Here is a 20,384-nt window from a genome sequence, read left to right as displayed (position 1 = left end):
TAGGATTTATTAAGAAATTCATCCGAAGGACAGAACAATGGCTGAACCGCAGAATCAGACAACTTATCCTCAAACGTTGGAAAAGGACACGCACGAAGATTAACAGACTAATCAAGCTTGGTCTCGATAAAGACAGCGCCAAGCGCATCGGGTTCTCCAGAAAGAAATACTGGAGGCTTTCCAAAACGCCTGAAGTTCATCGGGCTCTTACAACGAAAAGACTCCACCAATGGGGCCTAACGCCATTAAGCCATCTGGTAGAGTCTGCTTACTTAAGATATTGAACCGCCGTGTACGGAACCGTACGCACGGTGGTGTGAGAGGTCGGAGCCTGTTGGCTCCTCCTACTCGATTTGTGAATTTTACTGTTCTGTTTTCCGAAAAACTGATTTGTTGCTTATCCCTTTACGGAAGCGCTCGTCCCTGCATCCACGTCATCGCCATGGTAATCTTTGACGGTGGCGCTGGAAACGGCGTCGACGTCGCCAATGAGTTTTTGGCCGGTTTGGGCCAGATACCAGTCGACGATCGGTTTGAAGTCGAGGATGTATTCGTTGACTCCCATGTAATTGCCGTCTTTGTCATGCAATGCCTGGTAATTGTGCACGACGTATTTGTCCGGGCCGTGCGTCGGCACGTTGACGCGGAAGGCATCCATGGTGCCGGAACGCAATTGTTGCAGCACCCATTCCACGCCTTTGTGGACTTTTTCCGGGTGGCATTTGGAAAGGGGGTTGCCGACCTGGCCAGGCACGCGGGCAGCGAGCATTTCTGATGCCGGCTTCGTATAATTGTAGTACAGGAATTGGTTGTTGCTGTCGGCGTAAGTCAATTCCATCGGCATCGAAGCCAGGAAGTAGTTGAGCTGATCCACGGTCAGGAGGCCGCGGTCGAGTTTGACGTAGGTATTGCCTTCCACTGCGCCGACAAGCGCAGCAGCCTGTTCCAACCAGTCGTCGGCTTCTTTATCGACGCCTTCGATAGTGGTTGCGATCTTACCGGTTGCGTAAAGGTCTTCCGGTTCGAGCACCGGTTTTTTCGGTCCCTCGACAGCGGAGACCAGCGTGATGAACTGGACGAATTTCTCAAGGCAGCTGCCGAGGAAGTCGACCGTGCGTTTTTCTTTCAGGTTTTCCTGCTCATCGAAGGCTTCTTTGACTTTGCCCAGCAGAAACTCATTGCCGGGAAGGACGATGGCGTTGACGCCCGGCGCATCGAGAATCTGGCGCAAGTGCAGTTGGGCACGGGAAGAACCTTGGTCATAGTAGGATGCCCCAACAATCATGACCGGCTTGTTTTCCAATGGATGGATTTTGAACGACAGCCACTCCAACACGCTCTTCAGGCTGGCAGGTATCGTGTGGTTATGCTCGGGAGTGGCGATGATGACGCCGTCCGCCTGGAGGATTTTTTGGCTCAGCTTTTGGACAGGCGCGCTGTTGGTTTGGTCATCGCTCTGATTGAATAAAGGGATGTCCTTTATTTCCAAAATCTCCAGCTCAAACAAGTTACTGAAGTGTTTTTTGATGTATTTCAAAAGGATGCGGTTATATGAAACTTCCGCGTTGGATCCTACAATACCGACTAATTTCATAATGGTTGTCTCCGTTCTTTAATTATTTTCCCAGGAAAAGTTCTCAGCTGCTTTAACGTGAGCGGCATGGGTGTGCGACAGTAGTTTCATGATGTTGATGAACGACAGGAAGTCCTCGAACAAGCCTTCCAATTCCTGGACCTGATCCGGATTCTTCAGGTTGTTGTCCGCATCGAACGCCTGCAGGGAGTGGCTGAGCAGGAATTCGGAGCTCGGCATGATGCGGGCTTTCAATTCAGGCGCATCCAAAATCTGACGCAGATGCGCTTGCGCCCTCGAGGACCCGAGCACACCGTAGGAAGCGCCGGTGATCATGACGGGCTTATCAACGAACGGGTAAATGCCGTAGGACAGCCAACTCAAGGCGCTCATCAGGGAAGCGGGAACGGCATGGTCGTATTCGGGCGTGCTGATGATGACGCCGTCCGCTGCTTCGATTTTGGCCGCCAAGGCTTTCGCCGAGTCTGGCACCTGCATATTTGCGGGTTTGTCGAAGATGGGAAGATCCTTGATTTCGACGATTTCGATTTCCGCCTTGTCCGCGAAATGTTTTTGGATGTATTGCAGCAGCTTGCGGTTGGTGGAGAAATCCGAGTTGGTGCCGACGAGGCCGATTAATTTGTTCATTTGAATACTTCCTTCCAAATTTAGTTTTTTTAAAATCATTCAAACACGTGATAAGGTCGCTTCTTTGCGTTGCAGTCTGTTTTCCAGGCCTTTGGAACAGGTGAGGCTTCCGTCTTGCGTGATCAGGATGCCCTCGATTGTTTCCGAGCGGTCCAAGGTTGCCAGAATGGCTTCGGAAGATTGCCCGAACAGCCGGGTCGTCCAGATTTCCCCATCGACGGAGGCATCGGAAACAATGGTCAGGCTGATGACATCCGTTTCAGCCGGGCAGCCGGTCTTGGGATCGAGGATATGGTGATAGTGCCTGCCTTTTGATTCGAGCCGCCGTTCATAGATGCCGGATGTGACGGCCGATTGGTCCAGGAGCTTCAATACCGCGCTGTAATGCGCGCGCGGGAGCGTCGGATTCTGGATGCCGATGCGCCAGTAGGGTTCTTCCTGACGCTGGGAGGGGCCGAACACGACGACATTTCCGCCCAAATTGATGAGCGCGGAAGCGACGCCGGCTTCCTTGAAGTATGCCGTCAGCAGATCGGCGATGTAGCCTTTCGCCAAGGCCCCCAAATCGATGGACATGCCTTCTTCCTGCAGTAAAACAGTCCGGTCCGGTTCGGAAAGCAGTATCTTATTTGGGTCAGTGACATGGAGCAGCCGCTGGATTTCTTCGTCGTCCGGGACTTTCGCATCCCCGAATCCGATCCGCCACGTCTGCACCAAAGGGCCGATTGCGATATTCAGGCGGCTGCCGGGTGAGGTGCTGTGGTGTTTACCGAGCTTGATCAAGTCGAAAAGCTCTGGATGCACAGCAAGAGGGGCCTTGCCCGCCAAGTGATTGATCTGCATCAGCTCCGACGTCGGATCATTGGCGCTGAAACGCTGTTCATATATTTTCAGCCTTTTAGTGGCTTCCTCCAGAATGGCATCCGGGAAGTCGTGCTCCACCATAAGGTCGATGATTGTCCCCATCAAACGGACAGAGGTTCTTTTTTGTTGCATCGATTTGCACCACCTTTCGTTCAGACCGTTTAATCCAGCTCGGGATTTCCGGACAGGATTTCTTCTTCCAATTGTGCCAGCTCTTTCAATGCGATCGTGTTTCTGTTGATTTTCGAATACGCCCTTGCATCATGGATCAATTCAAGGACAACTTGCTCCGGTTGTTTTTGGAGAATGGCGTTCTTGGCCAACTGGATGGCGGCGCGGGCGAGATAGTATGTCACGTGATTGTCTGAACAAATGGAGACAGCATAAGAAAGCAGGGCGTTGCTCAATTCGATCTCATCGATCTGGGAATAGAAGGTGCCGCTTTGGAAAACAATATTCAGCACGCGCCAGATGTCCTCAGTCGTCCGGATCGGGTAAGCATAGATGCTTTCGAGCACTTTGCTGAAATAGAACTCGGCCTTTTCCGGATTTTTTTCACGGCTGTAGACCATGCCGACGCCTGTGTAGGCCAACAGGCGATAAATTTCCGTCTCGGCTCCGTCATCCGCCAACAAAATCTGGTCGAAAGTGAACAAAATATCCGTCACCGGGACTTGTTGCGCAATCATGATGAACCCGTTCAGGTAATGGAAACGCAGCGCCAACGGGGTTTCCTCGATTTCGCTGACGGGGATGCTCTTGAGCAGGGCGGCAGCTTGTGCGTATTCGCTCGTGATCAGAAAGAACTCTGCTTGGTTCATTTTTTCGGTTGTTTCGGTATGTTTGACGCCCACTTTGGGGAACAATTCCCCAAGAGGCAAGTTCAGCCGATTGCACAGCTTGATCAGGATCTTCAGGTTCGGGACTTGCCCATTGTTCTCGAAGCGGCTCAATGTCGCTTGGGTGCAGATGCCCTCGGCCAGCTCCATTTGCGACAGGTTCAACGCCTTGCGGGCCTCAATAAATCGTTCGATATTCATGTTTCCCTCCATAATGATCGAAGTGGCTGGGATGACGACAACGAAGAGTGGGGCTGATATTGTGTTTTGTTTCACATTTCCTATACAAGCAATTATACGCTTACGGAATATAAGCGTCAATAGAATATATAAAAAATTATATAAAACTCTCGGATCAGTCAAATGGGTGTTGCAGAACGTGCCGTATTTGCGGATTAAAATGTTTGATGATCGATTAGAAATTCATAGTTTTAGTGCATTACCTTCTTCTGTAAACCTAGAGAATAATTATGAACCTACTAACTAACCATTCCCTCTGTCCGTAAAGACATACGCAGGCATGGGAGGTGTTCGTAGGAAGCTCCCGCTTCTAGAGTACATCTGCAAGGATAATCTAAGTTGGGGTAGTTCACAGGGAATTTGTAGAGTTATTAAAATGTATTTTAGTGAGAATACAGTGAATATGATATCGAAGTTTCGAGTAGGTTTCGAGTAAGTTCAGCGTTGTCTTCTATGGCGTGATGTTGGCGAGTTCCGCTCTTGGAGGCATGGCACTGTCGCTGTTGGGGATCCAGGCGAACAGTTACCGATTGGCGGTATTGTTGTCACCGCTGATGTATATCTATGACCCGTACCAGTTGACGATGTATGTGGTGATCGGCATCGCAACTTTCATCCTGGCGTTTGTGTTGACCAACGTGCTGGTGATGGGGAATGAAACAATTATGACGAAACGCAAAATACAACATTAATTTTCAGGCGGACTATCCACGTTAACATGCGAATAGTCCGCCTTTTTGTTATCGTTTACATCATTGGCGGAACAAGAATCGGACAGATATTCTGAAAAACGTTCACAAATTGTTAATAATAATTCCGTTGTAAGCGGAAAAAATGCGTGGTATATTCTGTGTGTAAATGTTACGGCGTCTCAATTGAAAACGTTTATTATTTTTTAATCGCAACCGAGTATCTCATTGTGATATAGCTATTGTCCATTTTATCAACTGCTTCGGCGTCGTTTTATCAATATAAGAAAAGGGGTCATAAAAATGCAACACGCAAGCGCAAATAAAGTACAAAATGTAACCGATGACAAGAAAAATGTAAGGGAATTCGGTCTGATCGACAAGCTAGCCTATATGGCGGGGGATCTCGCAAATGATTTGTTCTTCATCTTCTCAAGTTCTTTCTTGATGTTGTTCTACACAAAAGTATTGGGAATCAGCGGAGCAGTTGTAGGTACATTGTTCTTGTCCGCACGGGTTGTGGATGCGTTCACGGATATGGGGATGGGACGTCTGGTTGATACCTTGAAACCATCGAAAGACGGCCGATTCAGAGTATGGATCAAACGCGTAGCGCCATTCGCTGTTATTGCCGGTTTCCTGATGTTCTTGTCAGTCGTTCAGAACTGGTCGATGACTGCAAAAATCGTCTACATCTTTGTGACTTATCTGTTCTGGGGAAGCATCTGCTACACAGCGATCAACATCCCTTATGGATCGATGGCATCCGTCATCAGCGAGAAGCCTGAAGATCGTGCTTCACTTTCTGTGTTCCGCAGCATGGGAGCCAGCATTGCCAGCATCTTCATTTCCTTCTTTGTTCCTTTGTTCGTCTACAAAACCGATGCAACCGGTGCCCAAGTCGTCATTCCGGAGCGCTTCACGATCATTGCCGCAATCTTTGCAGTGTTGGCTTTTGCGCTTTATCAGTTCTGCTACCACTTCACAATCGAGCGTGTACAGATTCCGCAAAAAGCGGAATCTGAAAAACAATCATTCGGAAAAGAAATGGCTGTTCTTGTCAAAGGCTTGTCGACAAACCGCGCACTGGGCGGCATCATCGCAGCGGCAATCTTCCTGTTGTTGTCCATGCTGTTGGTGAACACGATGAACGCTTACCTTTACGCCGATTACTTCAAGAGCTCGAAAACATTGGCTGTAGCCGGTATTTTGGGTACAGTCGGAACCTTGATGCTTGCGCCTTTCGCAAACAAAATCGCTTCCCGTTTCGGTAAAAAAGAATCAGCGACTGTCGCATTGTTCTTCTCGGCTATCGTCTACGCAATCCTGTACTTCATCCATACAGACAATGTAATGCTGTTCTTGCCGATGGCATTCCTTGCGAGCTTGGGAATGAACTACTTCAATATCGTCATTTGGGCTTTCATCACGGACATCATCGACTATCAAGAAGTCAAAACCGGTAACGCCGACAGCGGTACAGTATATGCCGTCTACTCCTTCTCAAGAAAACTTGGCCAAGCATTGGCTGGCGGTTTGGGCGGATTTGCTCTGACAGCTATCGGTTATGCTTCAGCGGCTGCAACCCAAGACCAAGCTGTCCTTGATAAAATCTACGATGTGGCTACAATCGTTCCTGCCATCGGCTACACTGGCGTTGCACTATGCCTATGGTTCATCTATCCGCTGACCAAAGAAAAAGTAGCAGAAAACGTGGCGATCTTGTCAGAACGCCGCAAAGCAGCAAAATAATTGATATGATCTGAGAAAGACAGGGGCTGCCTCGAATTTTTGAGGCAGCCCCTGTCTTTCTATTTTTCGAATGCTGCTTCGTTTGGATCAGAAGCGATCCGGATCGAGAACTTCACCACGAATTGGTTGTCGAACCCCGCGATATCGCTGCAGAAGTCTTCGTGAAAGAGCGGTCCGGCGGTTTCCGGCAGTCCGATCGCCTCGACGATTTCGGGCACGATGCGGAGCATCTGATCATTCCTCAGCAATTTGTAAACACATCGGTACTGGCCCGCGGGTTTGAGGAAATTGCAGTTCTCCAAGGATGTCCGCTGAAAAATGCAGCTGAAGTCGGGGAGCGGCTTCTGCAACTCCTCACGGTCGATGATGACGCCGTACTGATAGCCATAATTCATGGCGCTTACTGACTGGTGCGCGCTCGCGCTTTTTTTGGTGAGGAAATAAGGCTCGGGCTGCAGCAAAGTTTCTTCAAAGAAATGATCCACTCCGATTTCACGGAAATGAGCGAAGCGGGTGACCATAAAATCGATCCCTTTGCTGATAGCGGTGAGCTCGTTGATTTTTGCGAGGGCGGTCGCCTTTTGCTGCAGCAGAAAATCCGTTTTGCGCGACATATCGTTCATCTGAAAAAAATCTTGGATATCCTGCAAAGACATGCCGATTTTTTGGAACAGTTTGATCGTGCTCACCTTGTCGCATTGGTCAAGCGCGTAGACCCGATAGCCATTTTCGTCGACGCGGATAGGCTTGAGCAGATCGATTTTGTCGTAATGGAACAAAGTCTTTTTCGTGATTTGGCATAATGCAGCAAAATCACCCGTGCTCAATTCATTGATTTTATTCATTTCAAAACTCCTCTTGACTATGACCTTAGGGGATACTTTATAACTGTTGTATCAACATTATGGAGGTTAGTCAAGGTGGAAAATAACAAGAAGCGGCAACTCGAGCGCAGACTCCTTTCTTTTGCGGTCCCGGTCATCAGCAGTCTGTTCGTCCAGCAACTGTACGGCGTGATCGATATGGTCATCATCGGGAAATATTTGGGTGCCGAGGAATTGGCTGCGGTCGGCAATGCGACCAGCGTCGTCATGCTTTTCATCGTCATATCGGGCGGGATCGAACTTGCGGTCGAAATCATCATATCCAGATACATCGGGAATCAGGAAACCAAAAACTTGGCGGAAGCCAGTGTTTCCATTCTGTCTTTCGGTTTCCTCATCGGGGTGCTCGTCGCCGCCCTCGGTTTGCTGAATACAGCTGGTATGTTCCGCGTGATCCATTTGCCGGCTGAACTGATGGCTTTTGCGGAAACTTATGCGAAAATATATATTTTGGGCATCCCATTCATTTACCTTTTTGACATTTCCAGGGCGATGCTGATCTCATTGGGTGAAGCCAACAAAAGCTTTCAGCTGATGCTTGCCTCCTCGATTTTGAATCTGGCGCTGAACCTGTTTTTTATCGCTGTCCTGCATCTGGGTGTGGCGGGGTCCGCTTTGGCGACTGTCCTGGCCCAAGCGTTGTGCATGCTGTTCAGCCTGAAGGCACTCCACAAAAAAATGAAGACGAATCCCCACTACACGCTGCGGCCCAGCTTCAAGCCGCGGCACCTCAATGAGATGGCTGCCATCGCGCTGCCGGTGATTTTCCAGCAGTTCGTTGTGACGTTCTCTTCAGTCATCGTGCAGGCTCTTGTGAATCCTTTCGGGAATGAAGTCATCATCGGCTTCGTGGCGATCACTAAGGTCATGATGATTTCCCGGATAGTCATCGTCGGGTTGGCCCAGACCTTGACCATTTTTTCAGCCCAGCTGATTTCCGGAAAAAGATTTGAGGATCTGCAGACAGCTTATGGATTTCTCGTCAAAACCGCACTCCTCTATGCGCTTTTGACGGGGGCGATCTTCAAAATGGCTCCAGCCGCGCTGGCCAATATCTTTTTCGATGCTGACTCTCATGCACTCGCTTTTTCTTTTTTCAGGGCCTATCTGGACAGCTATCTGTTCATCCAACTTTTGAGCGTCTTCAAATTCATGAATGAGAGCATTTTGCGCAGCGCTCTGAAGATGAAGGAATATTTGATCTGCAATGTCGGCGATCTGGCGGTGAAGCTGCTATCCACTTATGCCCTGATTGCACCGTATTCCACTGCCGCTTTTTGGATAGGCGAATTGGCTGCGCGCTGCTTCGTCCTGGCGGCTTCCTTCTATTATATGCGGCAACTGAAGAACGGGTGGCGGGAAGAACTGGCCTGCTGAAAAAACACCCCATCATCGCAATGACGCGATGGTGGGGTGTTTGCTTTGCTTCATTCAAACTGGATAAAAATGTCCAGATCGTACGGTGTATAGGCTGTTTCGACGGTATCCGAAGCAACCGAATAGGCTTTGTAGCGGCCGCCGGTGACATAGACGAACGCCGTGAAATCATTCTTGCCGTAATAGGGGCTTATTTCGTTCCACTGCTCGGCAGGAAGTTTCCCTAGTGACAAGCCTTCAATGATCAAGTTGCCGTCTTTGATGGCCACGTTCACCGTTGTGACTTGTTCGTATTCATATATCCGCCGTTTTTTTCGGGCAATCTCTTCATTTTCGAGCCCAGCGAACGGTTTGCAGAAGGGGTCTTCCTGGATGATGCGCTCCGCAACCTTCTCGACAAGGCTGGCGTCTTCGGACAGCATGCTGCCTTTCCAGCGCGTCCGAAAAAGAATGCGGCCGACACCTCCAAGCGCCTCTCCCGATGAATCGGCGACCGGATTGACCGCCTCTTTTGGCCGTTTTTTGAAAAAATCGCGTATTCCCACTGATGCACCTCCGTTCATTTACAATCGTTGCCTTCATTGTATCATAGTATCACAGCGCTTGCCGCTTCGGAACTGCCCGCAGCGCCGATCCGAGCGGTTTCAAATATTCTTAATCATTGCGCCCCGTGCGATATGCTATAATGAAACGATAGCAAAGCGATAAGGGGATAGCCGATTGGATAAATTGAAAAGAAAAGTAATGAATTTTATGCGCGGGAGATACGGCGCGGATCAACTTTACAACGCGTTGATCATCACGGGGATGGTACTGTACTTCTTGGGGGCGACGATAAACTTTGGTGTGTTGGTTTTCATGGCGCAACTCCTGATTTTCTGGGCGTTGTTCCGGGTCTATTCGAAAAAAACATACAAGCGCGCAGAGGAAAACCGCAAATTCCTGAAATGGTGGCAGCCGCAACAGAAAAAGCTGAAGCTGCTGTTCAGAAGGTTCAAGGAGATGAAAGTTGCCCGATTCCGCAAATGCCCGAACTGCAAAACGACTTTGCGATTGCCTGTCAAACGCGGCAAAAAGACGGTCAAATGTCCTACCTGCCAACAAAAATTCGAATCACGCATCATCTTGTAAGCTAAAGAAGCCCCCGCAAGTTTAAACCTTAGCGGAGGCTTCTTTTTCTTATGCTTCGTGGATCAGTACTTCTTCCTGTGTTCCCAAGAGGATGGTCTTTTCGGAAGGGCGCAGCATGCCTTTGTTTTCGTCGCGTCCCTGCAGAACGACGCGCGGGTTCGCGTCGTCGATTGTGCGGAAAGCTTCGCGCGCCAATTTTTGAGTGTCATCTTTCATGTAACGGTTGAACAGGACGCAAAGCTTCGTTTCCTGCAGCTCCATCATCATATCGTAGTCGCCGGTGCTGTCCCCGAAGAGCATCAGCGGCTGTTTTTCGTTGTGTTTCGGCATCAGTTGTTCGGTGATGACAGCTGTTTTGCCGGGGCCTTTGGTGATGTTTTTGCCCGCCTGCATGGAAGGCTGGATCAGGCCGTGTTCATCCTTGTTGTAATACATGCCGATGACGTGCGCATCATCCAGACCGTAGCCGAAGTCCGGATGGGTCGCGGCGACCTGGACGACATCCACCGGCGAAGCCGAAATAACGTAGACGACGATGCCGTTCGCCTTCAGGACGTGGTAAAGTTCCGTCAATTCGGTCGGGAACGCCAAACCGGTATCGTAATGCGACACGATGACGCCGGCCTGGCTCGGCAAATCAGCCGGGCTCGTCAAAACCACGCGCTCAAATTTGCCGTACTGCAGCCAGTAGGAGATGGATTGGTAGGCCAGTTGGCGCAAATCTTCGCTTGTGCGTTGCGCGAAAAGATAAGTCATCCAAGGATAGCCGGCTTTTCTTTTGAAGTCGCCGTTGATGACTGTGTAGAACAGGCGGATTTTGGCGGCGAATTCCAGATAATAAGGAGACTTTTTGGCTTCCTCCAACGATAAAGTCCCGCCTTGCAGGAAACCTTCATAATGAGCATACAACCACGCATAGGCAACTTTGATGTCGGCAGCGATGTTGCCGATAGTGGCAAGCGGATTGGTCTTATCGAGGAGCGTTGCCTCTGTTGCACCGACATTCTCGAGGCCGTCAGTCAAGACCGCGTGGAACTGATCGGGCGTCAAGCGATAATCCAAATGCAACAACATATACAGCATCAAAGTATCCTCTATATCCATGATGGCGGAAGTATTGTCGAAATCAAAGACAACGTAAGGCGGATCAGCCGGATCGTAGGAACTGTTTTGGTTCCCGTAAGCGGCGATGACTGCGTTAAGCGCTTGGTGCGTATGCGGTGCCCAATTTTTTGAGGAAAGGATTTTATTATGTTTTTCTGGCAAAGTAAATACCCCTTTATCATGGAATTTTAATACCAAGTCATTTTATCAAAAAACGGCAGAAAGATACACTGAATTGTACCCATTCGGCCTTATCTAAGAAAGAATGGGGAAATGAAATGAGAAATGGCAATAAATTGTTTGTCAGACAATTTGAGGTAAATGATGCTTTTGGTCTCAATGCGCTTCATTTACACGATTTTGTCTGCATGAAAGAAATTTCTGTGGAAGGATTTCTCATAAAACAGGCCCAAAAAATAGTTATTTTGACCTTTCAAGCTTGTTAATTTGGAATTCATGTGATAAATTCTGACATAATCACGGAAAGTTTTAATTGATTTTTAATATTGCTTTCATTATAATTTTGCTTAACGTTATAAATATAAGAAGAGGTCCTTTCCTGATAAGGATCCAATCCATGCTCTTGTAAAAATAGTAGTATGAAGATGAGCACAAAAGGGGTTGAGGCAAAATTGATTAAGTTAGAGCACGTAAATAAGTATTTCGGCGCAAACCATGTGTTGAAGGATATCAACCTGGAAGTTGCCGAAGGGGAAAAAGTGGTCATCATCGGGCCTTCCGGTTCCGGTAAGAGTACGACCGTCCGTTGTATGAATTTCCTCGAAGAACCTACAGACGGAAAAGTTTTTATCGATGGCAAAGAAGTCACAGCCAAAAATAAGTTGGATATTGTGCGCCATTCCTCTGCAATGGTTTTTCAACAATTTAATCTGTATCCACATATGACCGTGTTAGGGAACCTGACAATCGGACCGATGAAGCTGCAAGGCAAATCCAAAAAAGAAGCGGAAGAAATGGCTTACGAATATTTGGATATCGTTGGTTTGCGCGAAAAGGCGAATGTCTATCCTTCAACGCTTTCAGGCGGACAACAGCAAAGGGTGGCAATCGCACGAGCGCTTTGCTCCCAGAAGAAAATCATCCTTTTCGATGAACCGACTTCCGCGTTGGACCCTGAAACTGTCCAGGAAGTATTGGATGTCATGATCAAGCTTTCCAGCATGAACATCACGATGGTCGTCGTGACGCATGAGATGGGCTTCGCGAGACAAGTCGCTGACCGCGTCATCTTTATGGCTGACGGCATGATCATAGAGGAAGGCACTCCGGAGCATTTCTTCGAAAATCCGACAAATGAGCGGACCAAAGCATTCTTGGGTAAAATTTTGAGATAACCGAACTTATCGGAATACAACATTAATTAGGAGGAATTGGGTATGAAAAAGAAAAATCTATTGGTTTCATTATGTTTATCAGCTGCATTGTTCTTGGGAGCTTGCGGAAATGATGCATCGGATACAGCAGATTCTGCGGCTGGTTCCGCAACGGACGCTTCCGGTCAAGTGACTGTGGAGTCCATCAAAGATGCAGGCGTATTGAAAGTCGGCGTAAAAGAAGATGTACCGAACTTCGGTTTGAGAAATACAGAAACGAATGAAATCGAAGGGTTTGAAATCGACATCGCGAAGAAACTGGCTGAAGAGATCCTTGGCGACGCAGAAGCGATCGAATTGGTTCCGGTAACGGCAAAAACGCGTGGTCCTCTATTGGATAACGGCGAAGTCGATATGGTTATTGCAACGTTCACGGTTACCGAAGAACGTAAAGAAACATACAACTTCTCCGATGCGTATTATGTGGATGCAGTCGGCCTTTTGGTCAAGAAAGACAAAGGTTACAAAGGTTTGTCTGACATGGACGGCGCTACAATCGGGGTTGCACAAAGCTCAACAACTGCTGATGCAATCAATGCCGAAGCTGAACAATACGGCATCACTTTGAAGTATTCTGAATTCGCTACTTATCCTGAAATCAAAGCTGCTTTGGATTCCGGACGTGTGGATGCATTCAGCGTGGACAGATCTATCTTGGCTGGTTACTTGGATGATTCAACGCAAATCCTGAAAGACCGCTTCGCTACACAAGACTATGGTGTTGCAACGAAGAAATCCAACACTGAATTAGCAGCATTCGTGAATGATTCAATCAATGCATGGAGAGAAGACGGCACTCTTGATGCAATGATTACTGAGTGGGGATTGGGCGAATAATGAGAAGCTCCAATCCATTCGCTCTCTGGCGTTGGGAAAGCCTTCTTGAAAACAGCAGCGACATTGGAGCCGGATTTATCCGTACGCTCCAAGTCGCTGTGTTGGCGTTATTACTGGCTTTGGTCATCGGGGTAGTCGTGGGAACCATGTCCACGGCAAAAAGCCGACTGCCTCGTGCTGTTGCCAGAATATACGTGGAAATGTTTCAGAATATCCCGTTGGTCATCCAAATCTTTTTCATGTACAACGGACTTGCCATGGCCGGTGTGGTCTTGAGTGAATTCACGATCGGAGTAGTCGGCGTGGGAATCTACCACGGCGCTTACATCGCAGAAGTCGTTCGTGCAGGTATCCTCGCTGTTCCGAAAGGTCAAGAAGAGGCAGCTTACTCAGAGGGCTTTAACTATGTCCAAACAATGCGCTACGTAATTCTGCCGCAGATGGTCAAAATTATCTTGCCGCCTTTGACCAACCAAGCCGTCAACTTGATCAAGAATACTTCAGTATTGGCGATCATCGCCGGAGCCGACCTGATGTATGTGGCCGATTCCTACGCTTCTTACAGCCTGAATTACGGACCTGCTTATGCGGTTGCTGGGTTGCTTTACTTCCTGCTGTGCTTCCCGCTGGCAACATTCGCACGGAAATACGAGCAGAAGCTGAAAGACAATGACTCAGTCGTAGTCAATGTCGGAGTAGATTTTCCGGAGGTGATGGAATGATGGAATCAATCAAAACAGTCTTCACACCTGCGAACGTGTCGTTCCTGATGGAAGGTTTGAAATTGGCGTTGCTGATTTCGGTCGGTGTCGTCATCCTTTCGATCATCTTCGGTACGGTATTGGGTCTGTTGCGTAATTATGAGAAAAAGATTTTCGGAAAGTTAGCCGGTGCTTATATCGAACTTTTCCGGAACACACCGTTATTGTTGTGGATGCTTTCCTGTTCTTTCTTGATTCCGGGCAGCACGATCACTCTGAAAGGTTCTTTCGCTCTCTTCCTGTACACCTCGGCCGTTGTTGCCGAAATTGTGCGCGGAGGGTTGAACTCCATTCCGAAAGGACAGTTTGAAGCTGGACATTCGCAAGGGTTCTCGTTCATGCAGACTTTGAGATACATCGTTCTGCCGCAAGCCTTCAAGAAAATCATCCCTTCGTTGTTGTCGCAGGTGATCACAACCGTAAAGGATACCTCATTCCTTGCCGGTCTGGGGATCATGGAATTCACCAGAAGTGGACAAGTCATCCTCGGAAAAGTGACGAAAACATCCGAAGTGTTCATGATCTATGCCTTCCTGGCGCTGGTTTACTTCGTCATCTGCTTTACGCTTTCGACAATCGTCAGAAGCTGGCACAAACGAAATGCAGAGCATGCATAAAATATGAAATCCCCGTCCAACAGCCTTATATTGCGTTGTTGGACAGGGATTTTTTGTTGTGTTGCAGTTGTTGTGCAGCGTGTTGTCCGATAACCGTGAAGAATCCGACAACCAGAGCGTGCAAACACGGCAGGTTGTCGGATAATCAAGCAGTATTCATTTTTCACTATACAGGAACACACAAAAGAGCCAGCTTCCGCAAGGAACTTCAAACAATAGACGCGTCGTAGATGGATTGGATCGACTCAGCCAACTTCGCATGGAATTCATCATTGCTCATACCGGCGCTCAAACCTTCGGACAACGCCCGCGAAAAACTTGCGATCAATCCGGGATTGTGGGTCAATTTTTCATTGGCTTCTTCCCGCGAATACCCGCCGGATAAGGCCACAACCCGCAGGACTTGCGGATGGGCGATCAGTTCCTTATAGAAATCATCGACCGTCGGGATCGAAAGCTTCAGCATCACGAACTGGTCAGAAGCCAGCCCAGCAAGTGCCGTCAACAATTCCTCTTTCAGGATCGCTTCCGATTCTGCTTTGTCCGCGCTGTGGATGTCGACTTCCGGTTCGATGATCGGGATCAGTCCGGCCGCAAGGATCTGCTTGCCGGCTTCGAACTGTTGGACGACGACTTTCCGGATGCCTTCGCGGTTGGCCGATTTGATCACGGAGCGCATTTTGGTGCCGAAGATGTGGCGCTCATTGGCGCGCGCCAGCAAGGCATCCAGATCCGGGTTCGGTTTCATCAGCTGCACGCCGTCCGCCTCCGCATCGAGACCTTTATCGACCTTCAAAAAAGGCACGACACCTTTCTTCTCCCACAGGTAGTCGGCCGTATGCAGACCTTCGACTTTGCGGTCCATCGTCTGCTCGAACAGTATCGCCCCCAAAATGTGATCCGAACTGAAAGCGGGCGAGGTGATGATGCGGGTGCGCATCTCATGGACGAGCGCGAACATCTCCTCTTCGCCGGAATAGGAATCTTCAGTGATGCCGTACAACGCCAATGCTTTTGGGGTGCTGCCACCGCTTTGGTCCAACGCGGCGATGAAACCTTTGCGATTTTTCACGATGTCGAATTGTTCTTTGTTCATGATACAAACCCCTTTTATCGTCATATTTTCGAAACCCGGACCGGACTGCTTTTGTGTGGAATGGGGATTTCTACAGTCATTATAGCACTAATGCCATGCATTTCTGAATGTAATGGGCTGTCCGTTTTGCCAGCCCACAGTCCCAGGGGTGAAATGAAAATTTTTTTATTGAAACCTTTTTGTTTTTGGAGTAGAGTTGCTTTAGGGAAATTTTCAAGCACTAACGTAATCATATCAACAAAATCGGACGAGAGAAGGCGTGCAGATGATCATTTGGCTGACATCGGACAAAACCAATAAAGAGTATACCGAATATAATGTTTACAAGCGGGGCATCCTGATGGGAGGGATCTCCCATCACAAGGACGACGATTTTTGGCAGTGGTGGGTGGAAGGCGTCGGCAAAAAGAAAACCCGAAAAATGTACAAAGAAGCGACGGAGGACGCGGCCAAACGGGCTGTCGAGTACGAAATCTGAAATGGAACAGTAGCGCAGAGGAAGGGTCATTGTTAATGACGCTTCCCCTGTTTTTTTCGGCAATGTGAGCGGAGGAGTTTGTAGTTGTCCGATAACTGGTAAGAATCGGATAACCACCGATAAAACAGAAAGGAGCCGACGGGACCGCGGCTCCTTTCTCTTATCTATAAATCTACAGACTGACTTGTCTGTTCTTCTCAGCGAACGCCTCATTGTGCGAGGACACCATCGCCTGCTTTTCGGCGGCGGGGTTCAGGTATTGTTTGACGCTGTTCACGGCGTTGACGGCATCCTGGAAGGCGCCGACCAGCAGATTGACTTTGCCCGTGTAGGAAATCGCATCACCAGCCGCGAAAATGCCGGAGCAGTCCAGCGTGCTGTCTGGGCTGCCTTCGATGAAATGGTGCTCGGTGAATCGGAGACCCAACGCCTCATCAAAACCAATCGCTTGTTTGCTGGCGAAGCCGTGGTTGACGATGACCGCGTCCGCAGTGATTGTCCGAGCTTCGCCCGCCACCGACAACGAAACAGCTTCGATTTCACCGAGATGGTTGCCACGGAAAGAATGGATCTGTGTTTCCAGCAGCAGCGTTCCGCCGTTTTTTCGGAAGGCATCCACGCTATGCTCATGCGCGCGCAGTTCATTTCCGCGGTAGCCGAGCGTCACACGCTTTGCGATCGACAACAGTTCGTTCGCCTGTTCGATGGCTGTGTTTCCGCCGCCCGAAAGGAAAACCTGCTTGTTGCGGAACGCATGCAGACTGTTCGGGATGTAATGCAGATTGGTCCGTTCGAACCGTTCCACACCGTCGATATCCAATTTGTTCGGCGTGATGATGCCGCTGCCGTAAGCAAGGATCACCGTTTTCGAGTAATGGTGGTCGCCGTTGCTGGCGCGGATATCGAAAATGCCGGCAGTATTAGTGATCTGGCTGATTTCCGTATTCAGACAGACGGTCGGGTGGAACGTCAGACCTTGCGTGATGCAATTGGAAAGGAACTTTTTGCCGGTGATGGGCGTCAGGCCGCCGACATCCCACAAGATTTTGTCCGGGTACAGGTTGACTTTGCCGCCGAGGACGGACTGCGACTCGATCAGCTTCGTCTTCAGATTGCGCAAACCACTGTAGAAAGCACTGTAGAGACCGGAAGGGCCGCCACCGATTATCGTTACGTCATACACTTCGTTCAAAAGACCACCTCAATTTCTGTTGACTAATTGGTTGTTATGAATGATAATAGAATAAATTATAATTGAGAATGATTCTCATTATCAATTAAATAATTTTTATTCGGAAATGTCAAGAGCGATTCACAAAGGATCGCGCCTGCAAGGATAAAGAAAGGGGAATGAAGGCATGTGCAGCCTGAAAGTTGAGGAGGTGCAAATCAAATACGACAAGCAGATCATTGTGAAAAACATCTCAGTCGCCATTGCGCCGCAGAAAATCACGACGATCATCGGACCGAATGGCTGCGGCAAGTCGACCTTGCTGAAGGCGATGTCGCGCATCCTGACGTGCTCCAACGGCGACATTCTGCTGGACGGCGTGTCGATCTTCACGATGGATACGAAAAAATTGGCTAAACGGATTGCTATTTTGCTGCAGCGGCAGGAAAACCTCTCAGGCATCACGGTGGAAGAAATCGTCTCGTACGGACGGTTCCCGCACCGGAAAGGCTTGAGGGGCCTGGGCAGCGAGGACAAGGAAATCATCGATTGGGCGATCAAGAAGACCCAAATCGAAGCCCTGCGTCACCGCTACATCGATGAACTGTCGGGCGGGCAACGGCAACGGGTCTGGTTGGCGATGGCGTTGGCGCAAAAGACCGACATCATCTTTTTGGATGAACCGACGACGTACTTGGACATCAGCTACCAGCTGGAGATTTTGGAACTGCTGAAGAAACTGAACGAAGAGGAAGGCTATACGATCGTGATGGTGCTGCACGACATCAATCAGGCGTCCCTCTACTCGGACCACATCGTTGCGCTGGCGGACGGGAAAGTCGTCTGCCAAGGCGGGGCGGAGGAAGTCGTCACCGAAGCGAACATCGCGTCCATCTTCAACATCCGTCCGACCATCCAGCCGGACGAAAAGACAAAAAAACCAGTCATCATCGGGTATGAATTGATAAATAGAGGAGAATGAACATGAAAAAACTATCATTGACAATGCTGTTGAGTGCCGGCCTGATCTTGGGGGCTTGCTCCGCTACGGATACAGCCGAGGAATCGAGCACCGCAACCGAAACGGTCACCTACACGACAACAGACGGCGAAGAGATTGCGGTTCCGGCAAATCCGGAGCGGGTCGTGGTGCTGTCCTCCTATGCAGGCGACCTCATCAACTTCGACGTCAACATCGTCGGCGTGGACTCCTGGTCAGCCGGCAACCCGAACTTCAGCGAAGCGCTCAGCGGCGTCGCAGTCGTGTCGAATGCCGACGTGGAAAAAATCCTTGAATTGGGGCCGGATCTGATCATCGGCTTGGACAACATCGAGAATGCCGACCAATTATCAGAAATCGCGCCGACCGTCCTGTTCACATACGGGGAACTTTCCTACCTGGATCAGATCGTTGAAATCGGTAAAGTCGTCAATAAGGAAGAAGAAGCCGTGGCTTGGGTGGAAGAATTCCAAACGGAAGCGCAGGCTGTCGGCGAGGAAATCAAGGCAGCCATCGGCGAGGATGCGACAGTCACGGTTGCCGAAAACTTCGAGAAACAGATGTACATTTTCGGCGACAACTGGGCGCGCGGCACGGAAATCCTTTATCAGGAAATGGGCCTGAAAATGCCTGCCACCGTCGAAGAAACTGCTTTGGATGCCGGCTATTACGCCATTTCGGAAGAGGTGCTCGGTGATTACATCGGGGATTATCTGATCCTGAGTCTGGCCACAACCGATCCGGAATCGAGCTTCCTGGATGCCGAATGGTTCAAAAATATACCGGCTGTGCAGAACAACCACGTGTTTGTGGCGGATGCCGAAACATTCTATTTCAATGATTCGCTATCGTTGGATTACCAATTGGACTTCTTCGAGGAATCCTTTTTAGCGGAATAATGAGGGGACGATTGTTGTGAGTAAACGGAAACGAAACGCCTTCGGAAACTATCTGGCGGGGACAGTCGTCTTGTTGATCGCGGCAGCTGTCCTGGCGCTGTATACCGGCGCTGCCGACACGGATTGGTCCGATCTGATCGGTGCCATCACGGGTACGGGTGACGGCTCCTACTATGCGGTCCTGCGGGGGATCCGCTTTCCGCGGGTATTGGGAGCCTTTTTCGTGGGCAGTTCCTTGGCGGTTGCGGGTGCAATCATGCAGGCGCTGACGCGGAATCCGCTGGCCGATCCCGGCCTTTTGGGGCTGACTTCCGGGGCGAACATTGCCGTGGCCGTGGTCTACGCCTTGGCTCCGCGGAGTTCCTATTTGCTGGTCTCGGTTGCCTGCTTTGTGGGGGCCGGCTTGGCGATGCTGTTCGTCTATGTCCTCAGCAATGCGACGAGAAGCGGCCAGTCGCCCCTGAACCTGATCCTGATCGGGGCGGCCGTCTCCTTCTTTTTCCAGGCGATAGCGGATGGGATCGCGATCTTGTTCCGCATCTCCAAGGACGTTTCGATGTGGACTTCCGGCGGCCTGATGGGCGTGGATTGGAACATTTTGAGCATCACGCCGGTCATCGGACTGGCGCTGCTTTTGAGCCTCGTGTTCAGCGGGCAATTGACGCTGCTGAGCCTGGGCGAAGAAACGGCGATCAGCATGGGGCAACGTACCAATCTGATCAGGGCCGTTCTGATCCTGTTGATCACGCTGCTTGCGGGCAGCGCGGTCGCGATCGCCGGCAATCTGGCGCTGACCGGCCTGATGATCCCGCATGTCGTGCGCAAAATGGTCGGCCAGGATTACCGCAAAATCATTCCGCTGTGCATCACGGTCGGAGGGGCATTCATGATTTTGGCCGATTATTTCGGCCGCACGGTCGCCAGTCCCTTCGAAATACCCGTCGTGGCGATTGTTTCCGTGATCGGCGTGCCTTTCTACGTGACGATCGCCAGAAAAGGGGGGCTCAAAGCTGTTCAGTGAATCGAATCT

The 20,384-nt window shown here is 49.7% G+C and carries 22 protein-coding genes; 13 read left to right on the top strand and 9 right to left on the bottom strand.

Annotation, left to right across the window (positions count from 1 at the left end; genetic code table 11):
• Positions 1-397: 397 nt before the first annotated feature.
• The 4 genes from BMX58_RS11070 to BMX58_RS11055 are packed head-to-tail and all read right to left on the bottom strand — an operon-like array spanning position 398 to position 4,125.
• Positions 398-1,594 carry an NAD(P)H-dependent oxidoreductase gene (locus tag BMX58_RS11070; protein WP_068624144.1) on the bottom strand — a complete coding sequence of 399 codons (1,197 nt, stop codon included), beginning with the start codon at positions 1,592-1,594 and terminating at the stop codon, positions 398-400.
• 18 nt (positions 1,595-1,612) lie between these two features.
• Positions 1,613-2,221, bottom strand: coding sequence for an NADPH-dependent FMN reductase (locus BMX58_RS11065; protein WP_068624146.1), 609 nt, complete (start codon positions 2,219-2,221; stop codon positions 1,613-1,615).
• Positions 2,222-2,260: 39 nt separating this feature from the next.
• Complete coding sequence (locus BMX58_RS11060) at positions 2,261-3,217, bottom strand: FAD:protein FMN transferase (protein WP_068624148.1); 957 nt, start codon at positions 3,215-3,217, stop codon at positions 2,261-2,263.
• A gap of 29 nt (positions 3,218-3,246) precedes the next feature.
• Positions 3,247-4,125: a helix-turn-helix domain-containing protein gene (locus tag BMX58_RS11055; RefSeq protein ID WP_068624150.1), complete on the bottom strand. Its 879-nt coding sequence runs from the start codon at positions 4,123-4,125 to the stop codon at positions 3,247-3,249.
• Positions 4,126-4,652: 527 nt separating this feature from the next.
• Between BMX58_RS11055 and BMX58_RS11050 the strand changes: the two genes are divergently transcribed.
• Together BMX58_RS11050 and BMX58_RS11045 are read left to right on the top strand one after the other, a co-directional pair.
• Entirely contained in the window at positions 4,653-4,856 is a 204-nt protein-coding gene (locus tag BMX58_RS11050; RefSeq protein ID WP_068624152.1) for a hypothetical protein, read from the top strand.
• Between the two features lie 300 nt (positions 4,857-5,156).
• The gene (locus BMX58_RS11045; protein WP_068624154.1) at positions 5,157-6,605 is read left to right on the top strand and encodes an MFS transporter; all 1,449 of its coding nucleotides are present in this window, start codon (positions 5,157-5,159) and stop codon (positions 6,603-6,605) included.
• Between the two features lie 59 nt (positions 6,606-6,664).
• Here BMX58_RS11045 and BMX58_RS11040 read toward each other — a convergent pair whose 3' ends face one another.
• Entirely contained in the window at positions 6,665-7,450 is a 786-nt protein-coding gene (locus BMX58_RS11040) for a MerR family transcriptional regulator (protein ID WP_068624155.1), read from the bottom strand.
• Between BMX58_RS11040 and BMX58_RS11035 the strand changes: the two genes are divergently transcribed.
• Positions 7,418-8,866 (top strand): MATE family efflux transporter, encoded by a 1,449-nt coding sequence (locus tag BMX58_RS11035; RefSeq protein ID WP_084253992.1) that lies wholly within the window; start codon positions 7,418-7,420, stop codon positions 8,864-8,866. The two genes, BMX58_RS11040 and BMX58_RS11035, sit on opposite strands and share 33 nt — an antisense overlap.
• A gap of 50 nt (positions 8,867-8,916) precedes the next feature.
• On the opposite strand, the gene BMX58_RS11030 is transcribed toward BMX58_RS11035, so the two are convergent.
• On the bottom strand, positions 8,917-9,411 hold the full coding sequence (locus tag BMX58_RS11030; RefSeq protein WP_068624159.1) for a hypothetical protein: 495 nt from the start codon (positions 9,409-9,411) through the stop codon (positions 8,917-8,919).
• Positions 9,412-9,586: 175 nt separating this feature from the next.
• Between BMX58_RS11030 and BMX58_RS11025 the strand changes: the two genes are divergently transcribed.
• Positions 9,587-9,997 carry a zinc ribbon domain-containing protein gene (locus BMX58_RS11025; protein ID WP_084253993.1) on the top strand — a complete coding sequence of 137 codons (411 nt, stop codon included), beginning with the start codon at positions 9,587-9,589 and terminating at the stop codon, positions 9,995-9,997.
• Between the two features lie 48 nt (positions 9,998-10,045).
• Here the strand turns inward: BMX58_RS11025 and BMX58_RS11020 are convergent, their stop codons facing one another.
• The gene (locus BMX58_RS11020) at positions 10,046-11,263 is read right to left on the bottom strand and encodes an HAD family hydrolase (protein WP_068624162.1); all 1,218 of its coding nucleotides are present in this window, start codon (positions 11,261-11,263) and stop codon (positions 10,046-10,048) included.
• A 116-nt stretch (positions 11,264-11,379) separates the two neighbouring features.
• On the opposite strand from BMX58_RS11020, the gene BMX58_RS14710 reads away from it, so the two are divergent.
• The 5 genes from BMX58_RS14710 to BMX58_RS11000 all read left to right on the top strand — a co-directional run bounded on the left by BMX58_RS14710 (position 11,380) and on the right by BMX58_RS11000 (position 14,710).
• A complete protein-coding gene (locus BMX58_RS14710) occupies positions 11,380-11,547 on the top strand; it encodes a hypothetical protein (protein WP_157077259.1) in 168 nt (55 codons plus the stop codon).
• A gap of 186 nt (positions 11,548-11,733) precedes the next feature.
• Positions 11,734-12,456, top strand: coding sequence for an amino acid ABC transporter ATP-binding protein (locus tag BMX58_RS11015; RefSeq protein WP_084253997.1), 723 nt, complete (start codon positions 11,734-11,736; stop codon positions 12,454-12,456).
• Between the two features lie 42 nt (positions 12,457-12,498).
• Positions 12,499-13,332: a transporter substrate-binding domain-containing protein gene (locus BMX58_RS11010; protein WP_068624163.1), complete on the top strand. Its 834-nt coding sequence runs from the start codon at positions 12,499-12,501 to the stop codon at positions 13,330-13,332.
• The gene (locus tag BMX58_RS11005) at positions 13,332-14,054 is read left to right on the top strand and encodes an amino acid ABC transporter permease (RefSeq protein ID WP_068624165.1); all 723 of its coding nucleotides are present in this window, start codon (positions 13,332-13,334) and stop codon (positions 14,052-14,054) included. Before BMX58_RS11010 ends, BMX58_RS11005 begins: the two co-directional genes overlap by 1 nt.
• Positions 14,051-14,710 (top strand): amino acid ABC transporter permease, encoded by a 660-nt coding sequence (locus BMX58_RS11000; protein ID WP_068624166.1) that lies wholly within the window; start codon positions 14,051-14,053, stop codon positions 14,708-14,710. Before BMX58_RS11005 ends, BMX58_RS11000 begins: the two co-directional genes overlap by 4 nt.
• 208 nt (positions 14,711-14,918) lie before the next feature.
• Here BMX58_RS11000 and BMX58_RS10995 read toward each other — a convergent pair whose 3' ends face one another.
• Positions 14,919-15,806 carry a fructose bisphosphate aldolase gene (locus tag BMX58_RS10995; RefSeq protein ID WP_068624168.1) on the bottom strand — a complete coding sequence of 296 codons (888 nt, stop codon included), beginning with the start codon at positions 15,804-15,806 and terminating at the stop codon, positions 14,919-14,921.
• 265 nt (positions 15,807-16,071) lie between these two features.
• Here BMX58_RS10995 and BMX58_RS10990 point away from each other — a divergent pair, with 265 nt between their 5' ends.
• Positions 16,072-16,284, top strand: a complete 213-nt coding sequence (locus BMX58_RS10990; protein ID WP_068624170.1) for a hypothetical protein — start codon at positions 16,072-16,074, stop codon at positions 16,282-16,284.
• A gap of 172 nt (positions 16,285-16,456) precedes the next feature.
• Here the strand turns inward: BMX58_RS10990 and BMX58_RS10985 are convergent, their stop codons facing one another.
• Positions 16,457-17,467 (bottom strand): NAD(P)/FAD-dependent oxidoreductase, encoded by a 1,011-nt coding sequence (locus BMX58_RS10985; protein WP_239420594.1) that lies wholly within the window; start codon positions 17,465-17,467, stop codon positions 16,457-16,459.
• A 175-nt stretch (positions 17,468-17,642) separates the two neighbouring features.
• Here BMX58_RS10985 and BMX58_RS10980 point away from each other — a divergent pair, with 175 nt between their 5' ends.
• Genes BMX58_RS10980 through BMX58_RS10970 form a run of 3 tightly spaced genes read left to right on the top strand, consistent with a single transcriptional unit; the run spans position 17,643 to position 20,375 of the window.
• Entirely contained in the window at positions 17,643-18,437 is a 795-nt protein-coding gene (locus BMX58_RS10980) for an ABC transporter ATP-binding protein (RefSeq protein WP_068624174.1), read from the top strand.
• Positions 18,438-18,439: 2 nt separating this feature from the next.
• Entirely contained in the window at positions 18,440-19,354 is a 915-nt protein-coding gene (locus tag BMX58_RS10975; protein WP_068624176.1) for an ABC transporter substrate-binding protein, read from the top strand.
• Positions 19,355-19,370: 16 nt separating this feature from the next.
• Positions 19,371-20,375 (top strand): FecCD family ABC transporter permease, encoded by a 1,005-nt coding sequence (locus BMX58_RS10970; RefSeq protein ID WP_068624178.1) that lies wholly within the window; start codon positions 19,371-19,373, stop codon positions 20,373-20,375.
• Positions 20,376-20,384 lie beyond the last annotated feature (9 nt).

The organism is Trichococcus ilyis, from assembly GCF_900109135.1.
In the GTDB taxonomy this organism is placed as follows: Bacteria; Bacillota; Bacilli; order Lactobacillales; family Aerococcaceae; genus Trichococcus; species Trichococcus ilyis.
The sequence above is the reverse complement of the archived record's forward strand: the minus strand, read 5'-3'. Positions and strand labels throughout refer to the sequence as shown.